Origin of the sequence: Oceanimonas smirnovii ATCC BAA-899, assembly GCF_000381965.1 — a bacterium.
GTDB classification, from domain to species: Bacteria; Pseudomonadota; Gammaproteobacteria; order Enterobacterales; family Aeromonadaceae; genus Oceanimonas; species Oceanimonas smirnovii.
On the sequence record NZ_KB908475.1, the window covers coordinates 1 to 18,171 of the forward strand.

Genomic DNA, 18,171 nt, shown 5'->3' on the forward strand with positions numbered 1-18,171 from the left:
GACCAATTGATTAAAAGTCAACTGCTCTACCAACTGAGCTAACGACCCGAATTGTGACTTTCTTGCGAAAGTGGTGGGTGATACTGGGCTCGAACCAGTGACCCCCTCCTTGTAAGGGAGGTGCTCTCCCAGCTGAGCTAATCACCCTGGGTTCACTTTTCTGAAAAGTGAGAAAACTGGTGGACGCTACTGGGATCGAACCAGTGACCCCCTCCTTGTAAGGGAGGTGCTCTCCCGGCTGAGCTAAGCGTCCGGAATCTGGTGGGTCGTGCAGGATTCGAACCTGCGACCAATTGATTAAAAGTCAACTGCTCTACCAACTGAGCTAACGACCCGGCTTGGTGGGTAACAACTTGTCCCCTGCCAACGGCGGCCTATAATACGGATTTAATTGTGTGACGCAACAGCTAAATTATCATTTTATTTCGTTTGCTCAAGGAACAAGCGACTCTCACACAAATTCACCAGTCAGGCACTTATTTCATCACATTCAGATTTTCCTGAGCCAGGCGGGCTGCGCTGCTGCTGCCATATTCACTCAGTACCTGCTGAAAATACTGCCGGGCTCCGGCATCGTCTTTCTGCTCCCGGGCAATCAGGCCCAGCTTAAGCAGTGAATCGGCACGTTTGTTGGACTTGGGATAAGCCTCGGCTACCCGGGCAAACTGAGCCTTGGACTGATCATAACGTTTTTGCGCATACAGCAGCTGCCCCAGCCAGTAATGCGCATTGGGCACGTAACTCGACTCAGGATATTGGGTAATAAAACGGGCAAAGGCCGGAATAGCCGCATTATAGTCTTTGTCCTGCAGGACCAGATTCACCGCTTTATCATAAGCTGCCTGCTCATCTCCTGCTGCTGCCTCATTGGTATCGCTGGCATTCTGAGTATTACCGGCCTGGCTGGCTGCCACCGGTGCCGGTGTGGGTGCCGGCGCAGCGGCAGCTTCCTGCTGTGCTGCCAGAATATTGCGCTGGCGCTCTATGACCTGCTCAAGACGGTAGCTTTGCTCTTCCAGCAAACCACGCAATTCACTCAGCTCCTGCTGCATGGCATTAAGCTGACGTTGTTGTTCAATCTGCGCCTGACTGCGTGCGCTGAAGCCCCGCTCCAGCTCAGCCAGACGTTCGTTTACCGAGCCGCTGCCACCCACGCTGACCACCGGGGCCTGAGCCCAGCTGGCGGTGGATAAAACAGCGGCCATCGAAATGGCCGCGAATTTAATCATAATCTAACCGGAATCAGTCCTTAATAAACCAGAACCGCGCGGCGGTTTTTGGCAAAACCGGCTTCGCTGCGGGAAGTATCAATCGGCTTTTCTTCGCCGTAGCTGACAATGGCCAGCTGAGAGCCGCTGACACCCAGGCTCTGCAGATAGCTGGTTACTGCCTTGGCACGGCGCTCACCCAGAGCAATGTTATATTCAGGAGTACCGCGCTCATCGGCATGACCTTCCACCAGAATACTCACATTGGGGTTGGAGCGCAGGAAGCTGGCATGGGCTTCCAGCACCTGTGCATAGTGACCGGTTACTTCGTCCCGGTCAAATTCGAAGTAAATGACGTTTTCACGGCGCAGGGCTTCATACTGCTGACGCATTTGTTCATCAGCAGACAGCGCACCGCCGGTCTGAATGCCACCAGTCTGTACGCCACCGTCCTGGTAGCTGCCATCGGTTCCGGTCATGGCATCGGAATCGCTGGTCGAGCTACATGCAGCCAGGGTCAACATGGGAAGTGCTATCGCCAGACTCTGAAGCAGTTTTTTCATTTGCATGGTTTTTCCTTAGAAAAAGCAATTTCTAGTTTAGAAACGGTGACCACGCCGGTGAGCGGACATCGCCGCTGCGGGCCGGCAGCCTGGCCTTGAAACGACCATCCATCGACACCAAAGACAGAACCTGTCGGCCCTGATACGTGGTGCTGTAGATGATCATGGTGCCGTTAGGGGCCGGGCTTGGCGACTCATCCAGCCGTGTTTCGGTTAACACCTGCAGATGACCGCTGTCCAGCTCCTGACGAGCAATTCGGTACTGTCCCTGAGAACGGCTGACCAGCACCATGTTCTGGCCGTCTGCCGTGATTCTGGGGCCCAGATTCATATCGCCGTCAAAGGTCACCCGCCGGGCATTACCGCTGCCGGGCTCAGTGCGATAAACCTGGGGCCGCCCTCCTCGTTCGGAGACAAAATAAATACTTTTTCCATCCGCTGACCAGGCCGGCTCGGTATCGATTGTGCGGTTATTGGTCACTCGGGTCAACTGACGACTGGCCAGATTGAGTACGTATACTTCGGGCTGGCCATCTTTGGACAGCACCAGTGCCAACTGGCTGCCATCGGGTGACCAGGCCGGTGCGCCATTAATCCCCGGCTGAGAACTGACCACCTGACGCTGCTGACTATAAATATCCTGCACCACAATTTCGGCTTTTTTATTTTCGAACGACACATAAGCCAGCTTGCGGCCGTCCGGCGACCAGGCCGGCGACATCAGCGGCTCACGGGAGCGCAGCAAGACCTGCTCGTTAAAACCGTCGTAGTCGGCAATCATCAGCTGATACGGATATTGTGCGCCGTGCTGCACATTAACGTAGGCAATGCGGGTAAGAAACGCACCCTTGATGCCGGTAAGCTTCTCAAACACGATATCAGAGATACGGTGGGCATATTGCCGCAGCTGAGCTGCCGGCACGGTGGCAGTCCGGCTTTCCAGCAGTTTGGCGCCCTGGCTGCCAAGTACATCAGCCAGCTCAAAACTGACGCGATACTGGTTGTTGCCCGCCGGTGCTATGCTGCCCACTACCACGGCTTCTGCCTGACGGGAACGCCACTGAACCGGGTCCAGCTGATCAGCGCTGGATACCCGCTGGGGCAAGGCATTGCGGTCCAGCGGACGGAACATGCCGCTGTTGCGCAGATCATTGCTGATCACCTCGGACAGCTCCTGAGGGGCGGCACCACCGCCGGTCCACTCAAAGGGCACCACCGCCACCGGCCGGGCACTGTCTATGCCGCCGGTGATCACTATGTCCAGCGCCGCCTGGGCGCGGCCTGCCAGCAGCAACAGCGGCAGCCATAACCACAACCATCGTTTTGTCATCTTCAAAGCCTCGGTATCAGGGTTAAATTCAGATTTTGCAGTTGTTTGTTAACGGCCGGATCCTTGGGCATGGGTAAAGTGCCGGTTTTGCGAATAGCCAACTCCGCCGAACGGCATACCTCTGCATCGCCCTGTCCCTGCCCAATAGTCAGAATAAGGCCATCGGAAGCCACCCGAACATTAATGCGGCATTGCTTGCCTACCATGGTAGGTGCTACCAGCCAGTTGCGCTGAATCGCAGCGATAATCATGCCGGTGTAACGATCCACCTCTGCCGCCGACGCAGCAGAAGAAGCACCGCCGGCCGAGCCACCGCCCATCAGCGCTTCCAGATCTTTAAGCGCCTGTTCGGCTTCCTGCTGCTTTTGGGCTTCTGCCGCTTTACGAGCAGCTTCTGCTTCAGCCTTTTTCTTGGCTTCCGCCGCCTTGCGGGCGGTTTCAGCTTCCGCCTGTTTCTTCGCCTCTGCCGCCTTGCGCGCCGCCTCGGCTTCCGCCTGTTTCTTCGCTTCTGCCGCCTTGCGCGCCGCTTCGGCTTCCACCTGTTTCTTCGCCTCTGCCGCCTTGCGCGCCGCCTCGGCTTCCGCCTGTTTCTTCGCTTCTGCCGCCTTGCGCGCCGCCTCGGCTTCTGCCTGTTTCTTTGCCTCTGCCGCCTTGCGCTGCTGCTCTACCACACGCTGGCGTTCGGCTTCCGCTTTGGCCTGCTGCTCGGCAATGGCTTTTTGCTGCTCTGCCTCGCGGGCTGCCTGCGCTGCTGCAGCCTGCTCTGCGGCCTTGCGTTCGGCTTCTGCTGCCGCTTTTTGCTCTGCCAGCTCCTGAGCGTTGGCAGCAGCCTGCTCCGCCTCGCGGGCTGCCTGCATCTCAGCAAGACGTTCGGCCTGCGCCGCCACCATGCCATCATCAATCATGGTGGCTTCAATAATGGACGCCGCCTGCGCCGGCCGCTTGGGTGTATTAATGTTCACCCCCACCAGAATCATCACCCCCACCAGCAGGTGTAAGCCCAGTGAAATCACCAGGGCCTTGCGAATGCTGCCGTTTTCGTTTCTGAACACGCCTTACTGCTCCGGTTGGGTCATGAGGCCAACACTGGGTACACCGGCCGCTTTCAGGGTAGCCATCAGCTGGATCACGGCGTCATAGCGCACATTAGCATCGCCCTGCACCACCACAGGTGCCTTGGGATTGGCTTCCAGTTTTTGCTGTACCATTTCCGCCAGCGCCAGCAGATCCACCGCTTCATCACGGCTTTCACCCACATCAAGAAAGTAACGGCCTTCGGCATCCACCGACGCCACCAGCGGCGTGTCGCTGTCTTCCGGCAGCATTTCCGCTTCGGCCTGGGGCAGGTCCACTTTCACGCCCTGGGTGATCACCGGGGCCGTGGCCATAAAGATGATCAGCAGCACCAGCATGACGTCTATGTAGGGCACCACGTTAATCTCGGCCACGCGTTTGCGTCGCTTGCGATGATAGCTCTGCATTACTGCTGTCCTGTGGTCACTTGTCGGTTGAGAATGGTGGAAAACTCATCCATAAAGTTGGCCAGGTGGTTTTCCTGCCGCTCTACCTGATAGCTGAAGCGGTTAAAGGCAATCACCGCCGGTATGGCAGCAAACAGACCCATGGCGGTGGCGATCAGCGCCTCGGCAATACCCGGTGCCACCATGGCCAGAGTGGCCTGCTTTATTTCCGACAGAGCAATAAAGGCATTCATGATGCCCCAAACGGTGCCAAAAAGACCGATATAGGGACTGATGGAGCCGATGGTGGCCAGCACCGACAGGTTGGCCTCCAGTCTGTCCACTTCCCGGGACAACGCCACCCGCATGGTGCGGTAGGTGCCTTCCAGAATGGTGTCCTGTGGCCGGCCCTGCTTTTGCAACCGCACAAACTCACGAAAACCGGAATGAAAAATCTGCTCCATGCCCGCCAGGCTGTCGCGCCGGGCATTGGACTCGTGATAGAGCCGGCTGAGATCGGCCCCGGACCAGAACTTGTCTTCAAACTTGTCTGCATCGGCCCGGGCGGCATTCAGCACCCGGCGGCGGTTGATGATCAGCGCCCAGCTCAGCACCGACATGCCCACCAGCCCCAGCATCACCAGTTTCACCAGCAGACTGGCCTGCCAGAAAAGGCCTATAAATGAAATTTCAGCGTGCACCGGACAATACTCCCATCAGTGACTCAGGAATGGCAAAGGGCTTCATTTTGGTAATATCCACACAGGCGATAACCACCTCGCCCCTAACCAGACAAAGGCCCGCATGATCCAGAATTTCCTGCTCAAACACAATAGAGGCACGTTTCAGCATTTTCACCGTGACGGTGACCATTAGTGCATCATTGAACCGGGCCGCCCGGCGCAGATCCATTTCTACCCGGCGCACTACAAAGGCAATCCCCTCATTGAGCAGGCCATCCTGCTCAATGCCCAGATGGCGCAACCACTCGGTGCGGGCCCTTTCCATAAATTTCAGATAGTTGGCGTTATAAACAATGCCGCCGGCATCGGTATCTTCATAATAGATACGCACCGGCCAGTGAAATGGCGTTTGAGACATGCAAATCCCGGAAATACGGCCAAAAAGATGCGGTTACTATAACCAAGTCTGTGCCGTGAAAGAAGAAGTGAGCTGCAGGGAACGACATTGATTGACCCGAACCCCTTCGGGGAGCTAGAAGCCGTAAGCTTTCAGCTGGAAGTGGAGTTGCTCGGGCGTGTAGTGTTGTAACTGCAGATGCAGAGTTTTCTGTGAAATGGACTCCGGGCTTGCCCCGGAATCCATCCGACAAACGACACAGCCCTTCACAAGCACGGCTCAGGGCTCGCAGCCAAAACCACTTCCAGCTTCTAGCTTCCGGCTTTCAGCTGCCGTCAGGCGTCGGGAAGATCGAAGCCGAAGTGCAGGTAGGCGCGGGGGGTGGCCATACGCCCCCGGGGAGTGCGCTGCAAAAAACCCTGTTGAATGAGATAGGGCTCTATCACGTCTTCAATGGTTTCCTTTTCTTCACCAATGGCCGCGGCCAGGTTATCGAGGCCCACCGGGCCGCCCATAAACTTGTCGAGCACCGCCATCAGCAGCTTGCGATCCATATAGTCAAAGCCCTGCTTGTCAACATCCAGCATATCCAGTGCCTGGGCGGCAATGGCAGCGTCGATGGCACCGCTGCCCTTTACCTCGGCAAAGTCGCGCACCCGGCGCAGCAGGCGGTTGGCAATGCGCGGCGTGCCCCGTGCCCGGCGGGCCATTTCCAGCGCACCATCGTCATCTATGGTCAAACCCAGCTTGCCGGCGCTGCGGCTGATAATGTGGGCCAGATCAGCCACCTGATAAAACTCCAGCCGCTGTACGATACCAAAGCGATCCCTGAGCGGCGAAGTGAGCGAGCCGGCCCGGGTGGTGGCCCCCACCAAGGTAAAGGGCGGCAACTCCAGCTTGATGGAGCGGGCAGCCGGGCCTTCACCAATCATGATATCAAGCTGATAGTCTTCCATTGCCGGATAGAGAATTTCTTCCACCACCGGACTGAGGCGATGAATTTCATCAATAAAGAGCACATCACCGGGCTCAAGGTTGGTGAGCATGGCCGCCAGATCGCCGGCTTTTTCCAGCACGGGCCCCGACGTGGTTTTGATGCTCACGCCCATCTCGTTGGCCACTATATTGGCAAGCGTGGTCTTGCCCAGGCCGGGCGGACCGAAGATCAACAGGTGATCCAGCGCTTCTTCCCGCCGGCGTGCGGCTTCGATAAAGATTTCCATCTGGCCGCGCACATGATCCTGACCACGATAGTCCGCCAGCGCCTTGGGCCGTATGGCGCGGTCAATGGCTTCCTCTTCCTGCCTGGGAGCCGGATTGATAAAACGATCTGCTTCTATCATGGTTTATCCCATGCTCTTAAGCGCTTCGCGGATCAGCTGCTCCGCGTCCATACCGGGTTTGGCAATTTTTTTCATCAGCTGCTCGGCCTGACCGGCCTTGTAGCCCAGCGCCTGCAGGGCAGCCAGGGCCTCGTCCTTGGCACCGCCACCGGCCATGCCCGGTGATGCCGGTGCCGGATTGAACAGATCGTAACCGCCAAAGCCCTTGAGCCGGTCGCGCATTTCCACAATCAGCCGTTCGGCGGTTTTCTTGCCCACGCCAGGCAGCTTGACCAGCGCCGCTATCTCGCCCTGTTCAACGTTATGAATAAACTGATCCGCCGTCATGCCCGAAAGAATGGCCAGCGCCAGCTTGGGTCCTACGCCGTTGGTCTTGATAAGCTCGCGGAACAGCGCCCGCTCGGTTTTGGTATTAAAACCAAACAGCAGCTGGGCATCTTCCCGCACCACAAAATGAGTGAGTACGGTGGCCGCCTCGCCTACATTGGGCAACTCGTAAAAGCAGCTCATGGGCAGAGTCACCTCATAGCCCACGCCATTCACATCCAGCAATATCTCCGGGGGCTGCTTTTCAACGATAATACCTTTTAACCGACCAATCACAGGGCGCTCCGCTAATCAGGACAAAACTGGGCCAAGAATAATAAATAACTGGATAAATATCCATGAAACCAGCTGTAAGCGATAAGCTGTCAGCTGTAAGTGGTGTTGCCGAACTCAAGGATACGGCTCAATATTTCCAACCAACTCGGGCTGCTTTCAGCTTCGCGCTTCCAGCTTGCGCGGGCGCGCGCTAGCGCATGCGCCCGCGCACTGTGCCGCGCACCTGACCGGCCATGCTGATCAGGCTCTGACGGGTGTGGCCGTGGCACAGAGCCACCGCCAGGGCATCAGCGGCATCGGCCTGGGGCGTGCCCGGCAGACTGAGCAGGCGCACCACCATATGCTGCACCTGATCCTTGCCGGCACCGCCCTGCCCCACTACCGCCTGCTTGATCTGGCGGGCGGAATATTCCGCCACCTCCAGTCCGGCATTGGCCGCCGCCACTATGGCCGCGCCCCGGGCCTGCCCCAGCTTGAGCGCCGAATCGGGGTTGCGCGCCATAAATACCTGCTCAATGGCAAACAAATCGGGGCGAAACTGCAAAATAATCTCGCTTACCCCGTCGTAGATTTTCTTGAGTCTGGGTGCCAGGGCTTCGTCTGTCATGCGAATGCAGCCCGAGCCCAGGTACTCCATTTTATTACCGGTCTGGCGCACCACACCGTAGCCGGTGATGCGCGAGCCGGGGTCAATTCCGAGAATAATGGACATCAAAAACCAGCTCTCAACAGCTGTAAGCCGTAAGCTATCAGCGGTAAGCTGATCGAGTCGGCTGAGCATGATTTATTAAGGTTCAAAGGCGATGTCGCCGGCAGTTCCCACGTTGGGATTCGCTTCGCTCATCACCAACCTACTGAACGGCCAAGGCCCCGATTTATTGGGGCAAACCGTGTTATATAAGGCACCATCGCCCCGTTGAAACGGGGGCCTGCAGGCCCCACTACTTAAAGCTGACAGCTGAAAGCTTATAGCTGCCCGAAGGGCGTCAGAGCTGTTCAGCCAGTTCGTCGGAGATATCACCGTTGTGATAGACCTCCTGCACGTCGTCCAGATCTTCCAGCATGTCGATCAGGCGCAGCAGTTTGGGGGCCGTGTCTTCATCCAGCTCCGCCTTGGTGGACGGTATCATGGTCACTTCGGCGTTATCGGCTTCCAATCCGCTGGCGTCCAGCGCATCCTTGACCGAGCCGAACTCTTCCCACTGGGTATACACATCAACGGAGTCGTCCTCGTTGACCACCACATCGTCGGCACCGGCTTCCAGCGCCGCTTCCATCACGGTTTCTTCGTCGGCCTCGGCGTAGCTGATCACGCCCTTTTTCTCGAACAGATAAGCCACGGAGCCGTCGGTGCCCAGGTTGCCGCCGCTCTTTGAAAAGGCATGGCGCACTTCCGATACGGTGCGGTTGCGGTTATCGGTCATGCACTCCACCATCACAGCGGTGCCACCCGGGCCATAACCTTCATACACCACGGTTTCCAGCTGCTGACCGTCCAGCTCACCGGCACCACGCTTGACGGCTCTGTCTATGGTGTCCCGGGTCATGTTGTTGGACAGCGCCTTGTCCACGGCAGCACGCAGCCTGGGGTTGGATGCGGCATCGGAGCCGCCTTCGCGGGCGGCGGTAGTCAGCTCACGAATCAGCTTGGTGAAGATCTTGCCGCGTTTGGCGTCCTGTGCCGCCTTGCGGTGCTTGATGTTGGCCCATTTACTGTGACCTGCCATAAACTCAATCTCCTGTTATCTATTGTTTATCAGCCTGCCAATGGCCTCCCGGTTGGTCCAGGAGCCGGCCTTGGCCAGGGCCTGCTCAAAGGGCAGCCAGCACTGGTCCAGATGCTCGGTAAGCCGCACGGGCTGCGGCTCGGGCAGGCATAAACGAAATTCATATTCCCAGTTATGGGTTACCCCCGGGCGGTAACGATGCCGCCAGTGGGGGTAAATCTCAAACCGCACCCGGTGCCCTGTCTCTACCAGTGGCAGCCCCTTGCCCGCCACCAGACCGGTTTCCTCTTCCAGCTCGCGCACCGCCGCCTGCAGGCGGCTCTCGCCGGCTTCAAGACTGCCGGTCACCGACTGCCAGAAATCCGGATTGTCCTTGCGCTGCAGCAGCAGCACACTGTCGTGAGTGTGGATCAGAACGAGTACCGACTCCGGGTGCTTATGCATGGCTTACTCCGCCCCGGGCTGCTCGGTGCGAATGGCCAGCTCTGCCAGCGCATCCGGATTGGCCAGACTGGGCGCATCGGTGAGCAGGCAGGACGCCGTGGTGGTCTTCGGAAAGGCAATCACGTCCCGAATATTATCGGTGCCGGTCAACAACATCACCAGACGGTCCAGACCAAAGGCCAGGCCGGCATGAGGCGGGGTGCCGTACTTGAGCGCGTCGAGCAGGAAGCCGAATTTCTCCTGCTGCTCCTCGGCATTGATGCCCAGCAGGCGGAATACGGTCTGCTGCATGGCGTTGTCGTGAATACGCACAGAGCCACCGCCCACTTCATAACCGTTGATCACCATGTCGTAGGCATTGGCGGCAGCGGCCAGCGGGTTGGCTTCCAGCTCCTCGGCGGACATGTCCTTGGCGGCGGTAAAGGGATGGTGCATGGCATAGAGGCGGTCGTCTTCTTCCTCAAACATGGGGAAGTCCACCACCCACAGCGGTTTCCAGCTGTGCTCGATCAGACCCAGATCCTTGCCCAGCTTCAGGCGCAGGGCACCCATGGCGTCACACACCACCTTGGCAGAATCGGCACCAAAGAAGATGGCATCGCCGTCAGTGGCACCGGTGCGGCTGACAAGCTCCGCCACTATGTCTTCATTCAGGAACTTGGCAATGGGTGACTGCACGCCTTCCAGCCCCTTGGCGGCTTCGTTCACCTTGAGCCAGGCCAGGCCCTTGGCACCGTAAATGCCCACAAACTTGCCGTATTCATCTATCTGCTTGCGGGAAAGCGCAGCGCCGCCGGGCACACGCAGGGCAGCTACCCGGCCTTTGGCGTCGTTGGCGGGGCCGGAGAACACCTTGAAGTCCACGTCTTTGACCAGATCGGCCACATCGGTCAGCTCCATGGCAATGCGCAGATCAGGCTTGTCAGAGCCATAACGGCGCATGGCGTCGGCAAAGCTCATCACCGGGAAGCTGCCCAGATCCACGCCGGCCACGTCCTGCCACAGCTCGCGCACCAGTTGTTCCATTATCTCACGCACCTGCTCAGCGCTCATAAATGAGGTTTCCACATCAATCTGAGTAAATTCAGGCTGGCGGTCGGCACGCAGATCTTCATCACGGAAGCACTTAACAATCTGATAGTAACGATCAAAGCCGCTCATCATCAGCAGCTGCTTGAACAGCTGGGGCGACTGGGGCAGTGCGTAGAAATAGCCTTTATGCACCCGGCTCGGCACCAGATAGTCACGGGCACCTTCAGGCGTGGCCTTGGTGAGCATGGGGGTTTCAATATCGAGGAAACCGTGTTCGTCCATAAAACGGCGCACCCGGCTGGTGACCTGAGCGCGGGTCTTGAGAAAACGCGCCTGCTCGGGGCGGCGCAGGTCCAGGTAGCGGTACTTGAGGCGCTGCTCTTCGGAGTTGTTCTGGTTGAAGTCCAGCGGCAGCGGTGCTGCCTTGTTGATGATGGTGAGCTCGTGGGCAAAGATTTCTACTTCGCCGGTGGCCATGTCCTTGTTCACCTGGGACTCGGGGCGCGCGCGCACCACACCGGTCAGCTGCACACAGAACTCGGCCCGCAATTCAGACGCCTTGTCATAGGCTTCGGCCTTGTCGGGATCGAAGAATACCTGAACGATGCCTTCCCGATCGCGCATATCGATAAAAATAAGCCCGCCCAGATCACGACGACGATGAACCCAGCCACTGAGGGTTACGCTCTGGCCAACCAGGGAGGCGTCTACCTGCCCGCAATAATGAGTGCGCATGGAGTCTTCCTATGATGTGCTTTGGCTGCGGCAGCGCCGCAGACTTGAATTTGTCTGTAAACAGCGCGCTAGTATAATCGGAAACCCGAACAGGGATCCAACCGCTTAACCCGAACCGCTGCGCGGTAGCTGTAAGCGATCAGCTTTAAGCTGTCAGCAGCCCGAAGCAGGTTGTGATAATAGAGGCCTGCCTGAAATCCGGCTGGCCTGCAGGATGACCGGATTAGCAAGCACAGCGCCATACCTGCCAGCTACCCCGGTCGACTTACAGCTGACAGCTTATCGCTTAAAGCTTTGTTTTCAGGAGAAATATGCCGTTATATCTGGGTCTGAGCCAGTGGTCTCATGCGGGCTGGCCGGGTAACCTGCTGAGCCGGGGGCTGAAAAGCACCGAGCATCTGGCCGATTATGCGAAGGTGTTCAACACCGTAGAAGGCAACACCAGCTTTTATGGCGTGCCCGACACACACAGCCTGCAACGCTGGGAGGCCATGACAGGCCCGGACTTTCGCTTCACCTTCAAGTTTCCGTCCACGGTCAGCCACCAGGGCCGGCTGGCGGACAATATAGCCCCCGCACTGGCGTTTATTGAACAGCTCACGCCCCTGCATCACAAACTGGGCCAGCTGATGCTGCAGCTGCCTGCCGCCTGCGGGCCGGAGCAGCTTGACGGTCTGGCACAGCTGCTGGACGCCCTGCCAAACGAATTTGAAATTGGCGTGGAAGTGCGCCACCCGGCACTTTTTGCCAAGGGCGAAGCCGAGCGCCGGCTTAACCGGCTGCTGCTGGAGCAAAGCGCCAACCGTATTATCATGGACTCCCGGCCGGTATTTGCAGTACCCGCCACCACACCGGCACTGGCCGATGCCCAGCAAAAGAAGCCAAAAGTGCCGGTGCATATTATCAGCACCGGCAAGGCCCCTGTGGTGCGTTTTATCGGTAATCCGGATCTGGCCGCCAACACGCCTTTCTGGCAGCCCTGGCTGCCCCGCCTGCAGGGCTGGCTGAATGAGGGCAAGTCTGTCTATTTATTTGTGCATACCGCCGACAATATGCAAGCCCCTGTACTTGCCGCCACTATTGCCGAGGCGCTGAATGCTCCTCTGCCCGCCTTTCCCGGCCAGAAGCCCGAGGCGCAAGGAAGTTTGTTTTAACCACAAAAAGAATTTGTCGCATCGAATGGCACTCATCAAGACAAGCCATTGCGCTTATTTTACAATGGTCACCATTCAGCGCGGCAATACGGCCGTCAGCAAGCACAGCATTCACATACCATGAAAGAAAAAGATAGTATCTTTGCCGCCCCCATAGAACGACTGGGCGACTTCTGTTTTGACCATCAGGTTGCCGACGTGTTTCCCGACATGATTAAGCGCTCCGTGCCCGGCTATTCCAATATCATCTCGGCCATCGGCATGATGACGGCCCGCTTTGCCCGGCCTGATACGCAACTTTATGACCTGGGTTGTTCACTGGGAGCCGCCACTCAGGAAATGCGCCGCAACCTGAATCAGCCCGGCTGTCGCATAGTGGCGGTAGATAACTCCGCAGCCATGATAGAGCGGGCCCGCAACCATCTGGCCGCCTTCCGTTCCGAGGTGGCCGTTGAACTGCAGGAAGCGGATATCTGCGCTATCAATATTGAAAACGCCTCCGTGGTGGTGCTTAACTTTACCCTGCAATTTATTGCACCGGATCAGCGCGAGGCCCTGCTGAAAAAAATATATGACGGCCTCAATCCGGGTGGCGTGCTTATTTTAAGCGAAAAATTCATCAGTGAAGACGACACCATTAACGAGCTGCTGATTGATTTGCACCACGACTTTAAACGGGCCAATGGTTACAGCGAGCTGGAAATCAGCCAAAAGCGCACCGCGCTGGAAAATGTACTGCGCCCCGACTCCCCCGGCCTGCATAAAAAACGTCTTAAAAAAATCGGCTTTGCTCATGTGGACATGTGGTTTCAGTGCTTTAACTTCGGCTCCATGGTGGCAGTGAAATGATCGACTTCAGCGACTTTTATCAGCAAATCGCCAAAAGCCGGCTCAGCCACTGGCTGCACACCCTGCCCGCCCAGCTGCACGACTGGCAAAAAGCCCATCATCATGGCGACCTGGCCCGCTGGAGCCGGGCGCTGGCAAAGCTTCCCGCTATTCACACTCAGCACATAGAGCTGAAAAACAAGGTCGCCATCGGCCAGCCCGGTGAAATCTCAACTGGCGAACAAAAGAAGATAGCAAGCCTGCTGGGGCAATTTCATCCCTGGCGCAAAGGACCGTTCGACGTGCACGGTATTCATATTGATACCGAATGGCGCTCCGACTGGAAATGGGAGCGGTTAAAACCTCATATCAGCCCGCTGAAATACCGTTATGTGCTGGATGTGGGCTGCGGCAGTGGCTATCACCTGTGGCGCATGCTGGGCGAAGGCGCAGAAATGGCGGTGGGAATAGATCCGTCGCAGCTGTTTCTTTGTCAGTTTGAGGCTATCAAGCATTTCGCCAATAATCACAAAGGCATTCAGCTGTTACCGCTGGGCATAGAGGAATTACCCGAGCTACGGGCCTTTGACACCGTCTTTTCCATGGGTGTGCTTTATCACAGACGCTCGCCCATTGATCATTTGCTGCAGCTGAAGGCGCAATTGCATGATGGCGGTGAACTGGTGCTGGAAACCCTGGTCATAGACGGCGACGAGCATCAAGTACTGGTACCCGGTGAGCGCTACGGCAAAATGCGTAATGTCTGGTTTATTCCAAGCTCGGCCGCCCTGGTAAACTGGCTGGCCAAATGCGGCTTTGAACATATTCGGGTAGTGGATGAAAGCGTCACCACCCTGGACGAGCAAAGACGCACCGACTGGATGCGTAATGAATCACTGGCAGACTTTCTCGACCCGGTTGATGCCAGCAAAACCATAGAAGGCTATCCGGCTCCCAAGCGCGCCATCATTATTGCCAACAAGCCGGTAGACCCCCAATACAGACCACAAGAGAGTAAAGGATGAAAAAAGCAGCGTTATCATTGCTTACCCCCCTGTTGCTGAGTGCCTGTGCCGGTCAGTTTGCCGATGCGCCACCGCCACCCCAGCCGGTGTCTCACCCCGAGCTGAACGATGCTCTTAACAACCAGGAAGCGCGGCTGATCACCGCCATGGAGCAGCAGAACACCCGGCTCAGCACCAACCACCATGCCTTTATGACGGCGCTGCAGCAGGAAATCCGCCACCTCAAAAAACAGATTGCCGCTACTCAGCCGGCCACCACACCAGCACCGGTCAACCCGCCTGCAGTCAACAACACACCGGATAACGAAACCCGGGATGGAAAATTGATAGTAGGGGAAACCGAAGACATCTGGCTGGATGCCGTAAACGACATGTTTCCTGCGCGCATTGATACCGGGGCCACCACCTCATCCCTGAGCGCTCAGGACATTACCGAGTTTGAACGCGATGGCAAAGCCTGGGTGAGCTTTAATATGGCCCACGAAGGAGTGGACGAAAAACTGCCGGTGGAAGCGCCGCTGGTACGCCATGTGCGTATTCGTCAGGCCTCGGCTGAAGAGCCTGAACGCCGCCCTGTGGTGGAGCTGACCCTGCGCATGGGCCGGCTGACAGAGAAAACCGAATTTACCCTGGCTGACCGCTCCCAGATGACCTACCCGGTGCTGCTGGGGCGGGAGTTTCTGAAAGATATCGCCGTGGTGGATATTGCCCGCCGTAATGCGCAGGGCAAGCCCAAGCGCCCCATACCTTCTGACGAGTAAAGTTCATGTACTCACGCAAACCTTTTTATCTGATCGTGGCGGCTCTGTTTCTGGTGGGGCTGGCATTAATGCTGCACCGTCACTTTGTGTATGAAGTGCCCTGGCTGCCCGGTGAAAAACGCCAGATCTGGTCAGTGGAAGCCAAGGTGGAATTTGAGGCCGATGGCCGCCCGGTGAAAGCGTCGCTGGCCGTGCCCGGCAGTCAGCCCGGCTTTACCCTGATGAACGAGTCGGCGGCATCACCCGGCTATGGGCTGTCGTTTGTGCAGGCTAACGGCGGCACCCGGGCAGAGTGGTCCATTCGTTCCGCGTCAGGCCATCAGGAGCTGTATTACAAGGTCGACATGATGCTCGATCCTTTCGCCACCGGCCCCATTGCCAACACACCGCCCACTGTAACCACAGTGGAGGTGGCCGAGCCCTATGCCACTGCCATGGATCAGGTGCTTAACCTGGCACAAGAGCGCTCCGCCGACAACATTACCCTGACCCGGGAGCTGCTCAAGGAGCTGAACAGCGGCGGCCAGAACGCCGAGCTGCTTGCCCAGCACAAGTCTGCCGGGCCGCTGCTGGTCGACATGCTGCAACGGGCTGCCGTGCCTGCCCGGCTGCTGAAGGGCCTGCAGCTGGAAGACGGCCGCCGGCGGCAGCAGCTGGTGGATGTGATTCAGGTGTTTGACGGCGAACGCTATGAAATTTTCAACCCGCAAACCGGTGCCCAGGGCATGCAGGAAAATCTGCTGTTGTGGGAATATCAGTCGGCTCCGGTGCTGGATCTGGTGGGTGGCAGCAACTCCCGGGTCAGCTTCTCCATGCTGGAGCAGGAGCAGCCGGTCAATGTGGCCCTGGCCAAAAAATTTGATCAGCCGGAATGGATTAACGTCTCACTGTATAACCTGCCGCTGGAAGAGCAGGCCCTGTTCAAGGGAATTCTGCTGATCCCCATCGGCGTACTGGCGGTGGTGTTCCTGCGCATTATTGTGGGGGTAAAAACCTCGGGCACCTTTATGCCGGTGCTGATTGCCATGGCCTTTATTCAGACCAGCCTGCTGACCGGCCTGGTGGGCTTTCTGATTATTGTGGGCACAGGTCTGGTGCTGCGCTCTTATCTGTCTCACCTTAACCTGCTGCTGGTGGCCCGCATATCGGCGGTGATCATTATGGTGATCGGCATGATTGGCTTTTTCAGCATTATGGCCTATCAGCTGGGCCTGACCGAGGGCATGAAAATTACCTTCTTCCCCATGATTATTCTGGCCTGGACCATAGAACGCATGTCAGTACTGTGGGAAGAAGAAGGTCCCAAAGAAGTGGTCAAGCAGGGCGGTGGCTCCCTGGTGGTAGCGGTGATGGCGTTTCTGGCCATGAACAACGAGCTTATCCGCCATCTCACCTTTAACTTCCTGGGACTGCAGCTGATTGTGATGGCAGCCGTGCTGCTGCTGGGTAACTATACCGGCTATCGTTTGACCGAGCTCAAACGGTTCAAGCCTCTGGTCGATGAGCTGAAGCAATGATCAAGAACCTGCTGGCCAACTATGCCTCGCCCTTTGAGCTGGGCCGCCATGGCATTATGGGCATGAACCGGCGCAATATCTCCTATATCAGCCGCTATAATCCGCGGCGGCTGTATCCGCTGGTAGATAACAAGCTCAAAACCAAGCAAATTGCACTGGACGCCGGCGTAACCGTGCCGGATCTGGTGGGTGTGATTGAATATCAGCATCAGGTCACCCGGCTGTGGGACATGGTCAAGGACTGGCCGGGCTTTTGCATCAAGCCCGCCAAGGGCTCCGGCGGCAAAGGCATTACGGTAATAGTGGATCATGATCGTCAGCGCTTTACCAAGCCCAGCGGCAAGGCTGAAACCATAGAGGATCTGGAACGTCATGTATCCAACATTCTGGCCGGCCTGTATTCTCTTGGGGGCAAGCCGGATGTGGCATTAATTGAAGCGTTGATCAACTTTGACGATGTGTTTGACGGCTTCTCTTATGAAGGCGTGCCCGACACCCGGGTGATAGTGTTCAAAGGCTTTCCCATTATGGCCATGATGCGGCTGTCTACCAAGGCATCCGACGGCAAGGCCAACCTGCACCAGGGTGCGGTAGGCGTGGGTCTGGATATTAACACCGGCCGCGCCATTCGGGCGGTGCAGTTCAACGCCGCCGTGCGCCACCATCCGGATACCGGGCGGGATCTGTTTGAGCTGAAGGTCCCCTACTGGGAGCAGCTGCTGAATTTGTCGTCGTCCTGCTACGAGATGTCGGGACTGGGTTATATCGGTACCGATATGGTGCTCGACAAGAAAAAAGGCCCCATGCTGCTGGAGCTGAATGCCCGCCCCGGCCTGGCCATTCAAACCGCCAACGCCGCCGGCCTGGTGCCACGGCTGCGCAAAATTGAAAAGCTGGGCAAAAAGATCACCATGACTCCGGACGAGCGGGTGGCGTTTTCACGACGGGAATTTGCCAGCGAACTTTGAACACACAGCTGGAAGCCGGAAGCTTAAAGCTGGAAGCAAAAACGGCGTCGGGGTTAAGCCCGGCGCCGTTTTTTATTTACGATGAACAATGTTATCAAGTCGTAGATACTCTGTTTTGACGTAAATTCAAGCCTGAATGTGTTCTTCGCTGAAGAGCAACGTCGAATCAAACATGGTTCCCGTTCTGATACAGGCCCACAAGCCGGTGAGGTACTTCCTCATGACTGCGCATAAGGCCTGTATCTTTTTCTTTCCTCGGGCTATCAGGGCCTCATAAAACGCCTTAGCGCGTGCATCATGTCTCACTGCACTCATCGCTGGCATAAACAGTGCTGAGCGCAGATAGGCGTTACCCGCTTTACTCAAACGTCCTGGACGATTCACACTGGTTCC

Annotated in this window: 20 protein-coding genes and 3 tRNA genes; 6 read left to right on the forward strand and 17 right to left on the reverse strand. The window is 57.3% G+C overall.

Annotation, left to right across the window (positions count from 1 at the left end):
• Positions 1–71 precede the first annotated feature (71 nt).
• The 16 genes from G364_RS0115880 to aspS form a co-directional block, all read right to left on the reverse strand.
• A tRNA-Val gene (locus tag G364_RS0115880) sits at positions 72–147 on the reverse strand.
• A gap of 30 nt (positions 148–177) precedes the next feature.
• Positions 178–253, reverse strand: a tRNA-Val gene (locus G364_RS0115885).
• A gap of 6 nt (positions 254–259) precedes the next feature.
• Positions 260–335 (reverse strand) — tRNA-Lys (locus G364_RS0115890).
• A gap of 141 nt (positions 336–476) precedes the next feature.
• Complete coding sequence (gene ybgF / locus G364_RS0115895) at positions 477–1,229, reverse strand: tol-pal system protein YbgF (protein ID WP_019936123.1); 753 nt, start codon at positions 1,227–1,229, stop codon at positions 477–479.
• Positions 1,230–1,249: 20 nt separating this feature from the next.
• Positions 1,250–1,777 carry a peptidoglycan-associated lipoprotein Pal gene (pal, locus tag G364_RS0115900; RefSeq protein WP_019936124.1) on the reverse strand — a complete coding sequence of 176 codons (528 nt, stop codon included), beginning with the start codon at positions 1,775–1,777 and terminating at the stop codon, positions 1,250–1,252.
• A 25-nt stretch (positions 1,778–1,802) separates the two neighbouring features.
• The gene (tolB, locus tag G364_RS0115905; RefSeq protein ID WP_026344963.1) at positions 1,803–3,101 is read right to left on the reverse strand and encodes a Tol-Pal system beta propeller repeat protein TolB; all 1,299 of its coding nucleotides are present in this window, start codon (positions 3,099–3,101) and stop codon (positions 1,803–1,805) included.
• Positions 3,102–3,103: 2 nt separating this feature from the next.
• On the reverse strand, positions 3,104–4,153 hold the full coding sequence (gene tolA / locus G364_RS0115910) for a cell envelope integrity protein TolA (protein WP_019936126.1): 1,050 nt from the start codon (positions 4,151–4,153) through the stop codon (positions 3,104–3,106).
• 3 nt (positions 4,154–4,156) lie between these two features.
• Positions 4,157–4,582, reverse strand: a complete 426-nt coding sequence (tolR, locus tag G364_RS0115915) for a protein TolR (RefSeq protein WP_019936127.1) — start codon at positions 4,580–4,582, stop codon at positions 4,157–4,159.
• Positions 4,582–5,262 (reverse strand): protein TolQ, encoded by a 681-nt coding sequence (gene tolQ, locus G364_RS0115920; protein ID WP_019936128.1) that lies wholly within the window; start codon positions 5,260–5,262, stop codon positions 4,582–4,584. Before tolQ ends, tolR begins: the two co-directional genes overlap by 1 nt.
• Positions 5,252–5,662 carry a tol-pal system-associated acyl-CoA thioesterase gene (gene ybgC, locus G364_RS0115925; RefSeq protein WP_019936129.1) on the reverse strand — a complete coding sequence of 137 codons (411 nt, stop codon included), beginning with the start codon at positions 5,660–5,662 and terminating at the stop codon, positions 5,252–5,254. Before ybgC ends, tolQ begins: the two co-directional genes overlap by 11 nt.
• Positions 5,663–5,976: 314 nt before the next feature.
• A complete protein-coding gene (gene ruvB / locus G364_RS0115930; protein ID WP_019936130.1) occupies positions 5,977–6,984 on the reverse strand; it encodes a Holliday junction branch migration DNA helicase RuvB in 1,008 nt (335 codons plus the stop codon).
• Between the two features lie 3 nt (positions 6,985–6,987).
• Positions 6,988–7,587 (reverse strand): Holliday junction branch migration protein RuvA, encoded by a 600-nt coding sequence (ruvA, locus tag G364_RS0115935; RefSeq protein WP_019936131.1) that lies wholly within the window; start codon positions 7,585–7,587, stop codon positions 6,988–6,990.
• A gap of 190 nt (positions 7,588–7,777) precedes the next feature.
• On the reverse strand, positions 7,778–8,299 hold the full coding sequence (ruvC, locus tag G364_RS0115940; protein WP_019936132.1) for a crossover junction endodeoxyribonuclease RuvC: 522 nt from the start codon (positions 8,297–8,299) through the stop codon (positions 7,778–7,780).
• A 274-nt stretch (positions 8,300–8,573) separates the two neighbouring features.
• On the reverse strand, positions 8,574–9,314 hold the full coding sequence (locus G364_RS0115945; RefSeq protein WP_019936133.1) for a YebC/PmpR family DNA-binding transcriptional regulator: 741 nt from the start codon (positions 9,312–9,314) through the stop codon (positions 8,574–8,576).
• Positions 9,315–9,329: 15 nt separating this feature from the next.
• Positions 9,330–9,758, reverse strand: a complete 429-nt coding sequence (gene nudB, locus G364_RS0115950) for a dihydroneopterin triphosphate diphosphatase (protein ID WP_019936134.1) — start codon at positions 9,756–9,758, stop codon at positions 9,330–9,332.
• 3 nt (positions 9,759–9,761) lie between these two features.
• Positions 9,762–11,525 (reverse strand): aspartate--tRNA ligase, encoded by a 1,764-nt coding sequence (aspS, locus tag G364_RS0115955; protein WP_019936135.1) that lies wholly within the window; start codon positions 11,523–11,525, stop codon positions 9,762–9,764.
• A gap of 311 nt (positions 11,526–11,836) precedes the next feature.
• Here aspS and G364_RS0115960 point away from each other — a divergent pair, with 311 nt between their 5' ends.
• The 6 genes from G364_RS0115960 (at position 11,837) to G364_RS0115985 (ending at position 17,778) form a co-directional block, all read left to right on the forward strand.
• Complete coding sequence (locus G364_RS0115960; RefSeq protein WP_019936136.1) at positions 11,837–12,679, forward strand: DUF72 domain-containing protein; 843 nt, start codon at positions 11,837–11,839, stop codon at positions 12,677–12,679.
• A 120-nt stretch (positions 12,680–12,799) separates the two neighbouring features.
• Positions 12,800–13,528 carry a carboxy-S-adenosyl-L-methionine synthase CmoA gene (gene cmoA / locus G364_RS0115965; protein ID WP_019936137.1) on the forward strand — a complete coding sequence of 243 codons (729 nt, stop codon included), beginning with the start codon at positions 12,800–12,802 and terminating at the stop codon, positions 13,526–13,528.
• A complete protein-coding gene (gene cmoB, locus G364_RS0115970; RefSeq protein ID WP_019936138.1) occupies positions 13,525–14,532 on the forward strand; it encodes a tRNA 5-methoxyuridine(34)/uridine 5-oxyacetic acid(34) synthase CmoB in 1,008 nt (335 codons plus the stop codon). Before cmoA ends, cmoB begins: the two co-directional genes overlap by 4 nt.
• Positions 14,529–15,293 (forward strand): ATP-dependent zinc protease family protein, encoded by a 765-nt coding sequence (locus G364_RS0115975; protein ID WP_019936139.1) that lies wholly within the window; start codon positions 14,529–14,531, stop codon positions 15,291–15,293. Before cmoB ends, G364_RS0115975 begins: the two co-directional genes overlap by 4 nt.
• Before the next feature lie 5 nt (positions 15,294–15,298).
• Positions 15,299–16,810, forward strand: coding sequence for an inactive transglutaminase family protein (locus G364_RS0115980; protein ID WP_019936140.1), 1,512 nt, complete (start codon positions 15,299–15,301; stop codon positions 16,808–16,810).
• Positions 16,807–17,778 (forward strand): alpha-L-glutamate ligase-like protein, encoded by a 972-nt coding sequence (locus tag G364_RS0115985; protein WP_019936141.1) that lies wholly within the window; start codon positions 16,807–16,809, stop codon positions 17,776–17,778. Before G364_RS0115980 ends, G364_RS0115985 begins: the two co-directional genes overlap by 4 nt.
• 126 nt (positions 17,779–17,904) lie before the next feature.
• Here the strand turns inward: G364_RS0115985 and G364_RS17515 are convergent.
• On the reverse strand, positions 17,905–18,171 hold a 267-nt coding region (locus tag G364_RS17515), incomplete at its 5' end, for a transposase (protein WP_040614646.1).

Excerpts from the sequence above, each read along its gene's own strand:
- ybgF (WP_019936123.1), bottom strand. The coding sequence starts at position 1,229 with ATGATTAAATTCGCGGCCATTTCGATGGCCGCTGTTTTATCCACCGCC.
- pal (WP_019936124.1), bottom strand. The coding sequence starts at position 1,777 with ATGCAAATGAAAAAACTGCTTCAGAGTCTGGCGATAGCACTTCCCATG.
- tolB (WP_026344963.1), bottom strand. The coding sequence starts at position 3,101 with ATGACAAAACGATGGTTGTGGTTATGGCTGCCGCTGTTGCTGCTGGCA.
- tolR (WP_019936127.1), bottom strand. The coding sequence starts at position 4,582 with ATGCAGAGCTATCATCGCAAGCGACGCAAACGCGTGGCCGAGATTAAC.
- ybgC (WP_019936129.1), bottom strand. The coding sequence starts at position 5,662 with ATGTCTCAAACGCCATTTCACTGGCCGGTGCGTATCTATTATGAAGAT.
- ruvB (WP_019936130.1), bottom strand. The coding sequence starts at position 6,984 with ATGATAGAAGCAGATCGTTTTATCAATCCGGCTCCCAGGCAGGAAGAG.
- ruvC (WP_019936132.1), bottom strand. The coding sequence starts at position 8,299 with ATGTCCATTATTCTCGGAATTGACCCCGGCTCGCGCATCACCGGCTAC.
- G364_RS0115945 (WP_019936133.1), bottom strand. The coding sequence starts at position 9,314 with ATGGCAGGTCACAGTAAATGGGCCAACATCAAGCACCGCAAGGCGGCA.
- nudB (WP_019936134.1), bottom strand. The coding sequence starts at position 9,758 with ATGCATAAGCACCCGGAGTCGGTACTCGTTCTGATCCACACTCACGAC.
- aspS (WP_019936135.1), bottom strand. The coding sequence starts at position 11,525 with ATGCGCACTCATTATTGCGGGCAGGTAGACGCCTCCCTGGTTGGCCAG.
- G364_RS0115960 (WP_019936136.1), top strand. The coding sequence starts at position 11,837 with ATGCCGTTATATCTGGGTCTGAGCCAGTGGTCTCATGCGGGCTGGCCG.
- cmoA (WP_019936137.1), top strand. The coding sequence starts at position 12,800 with ATGAAAGAAAAAGATAGTATCTTTGCCGCCCCCATAGAACGACTGGGC.
- cmoB (WP_019936138.1), top strand. The coding sequence starts at position 13,525 with ATGATCGACTTCAGCGACTTTTATCAGCAAATCGCCAAAAGCCGGCTC.
- G364_RS0115975 (WP_019936139.1), top strand. The coding sequence starts at position 14,529 with ATGAAAAAAGCAGCGTTATCATTGCTTACCCCCCTGTTGCTGAGTGCC.
- G364_RS0115980 (WP_019936140.1), top strand. The coding sequence starts at position 15,299 with ATGTACTCACGCAAACCTTTTTATCTGATCGTGGCGGCTCTGTTTCTG.
- G364_RS0115985 (WP_019936141.1), top strand. The coding sequence starts at position 16,807 with ATGATCAAGAACCTGCTGGCCAACTATGCCTCGCCCTTTGAGCTGGGC.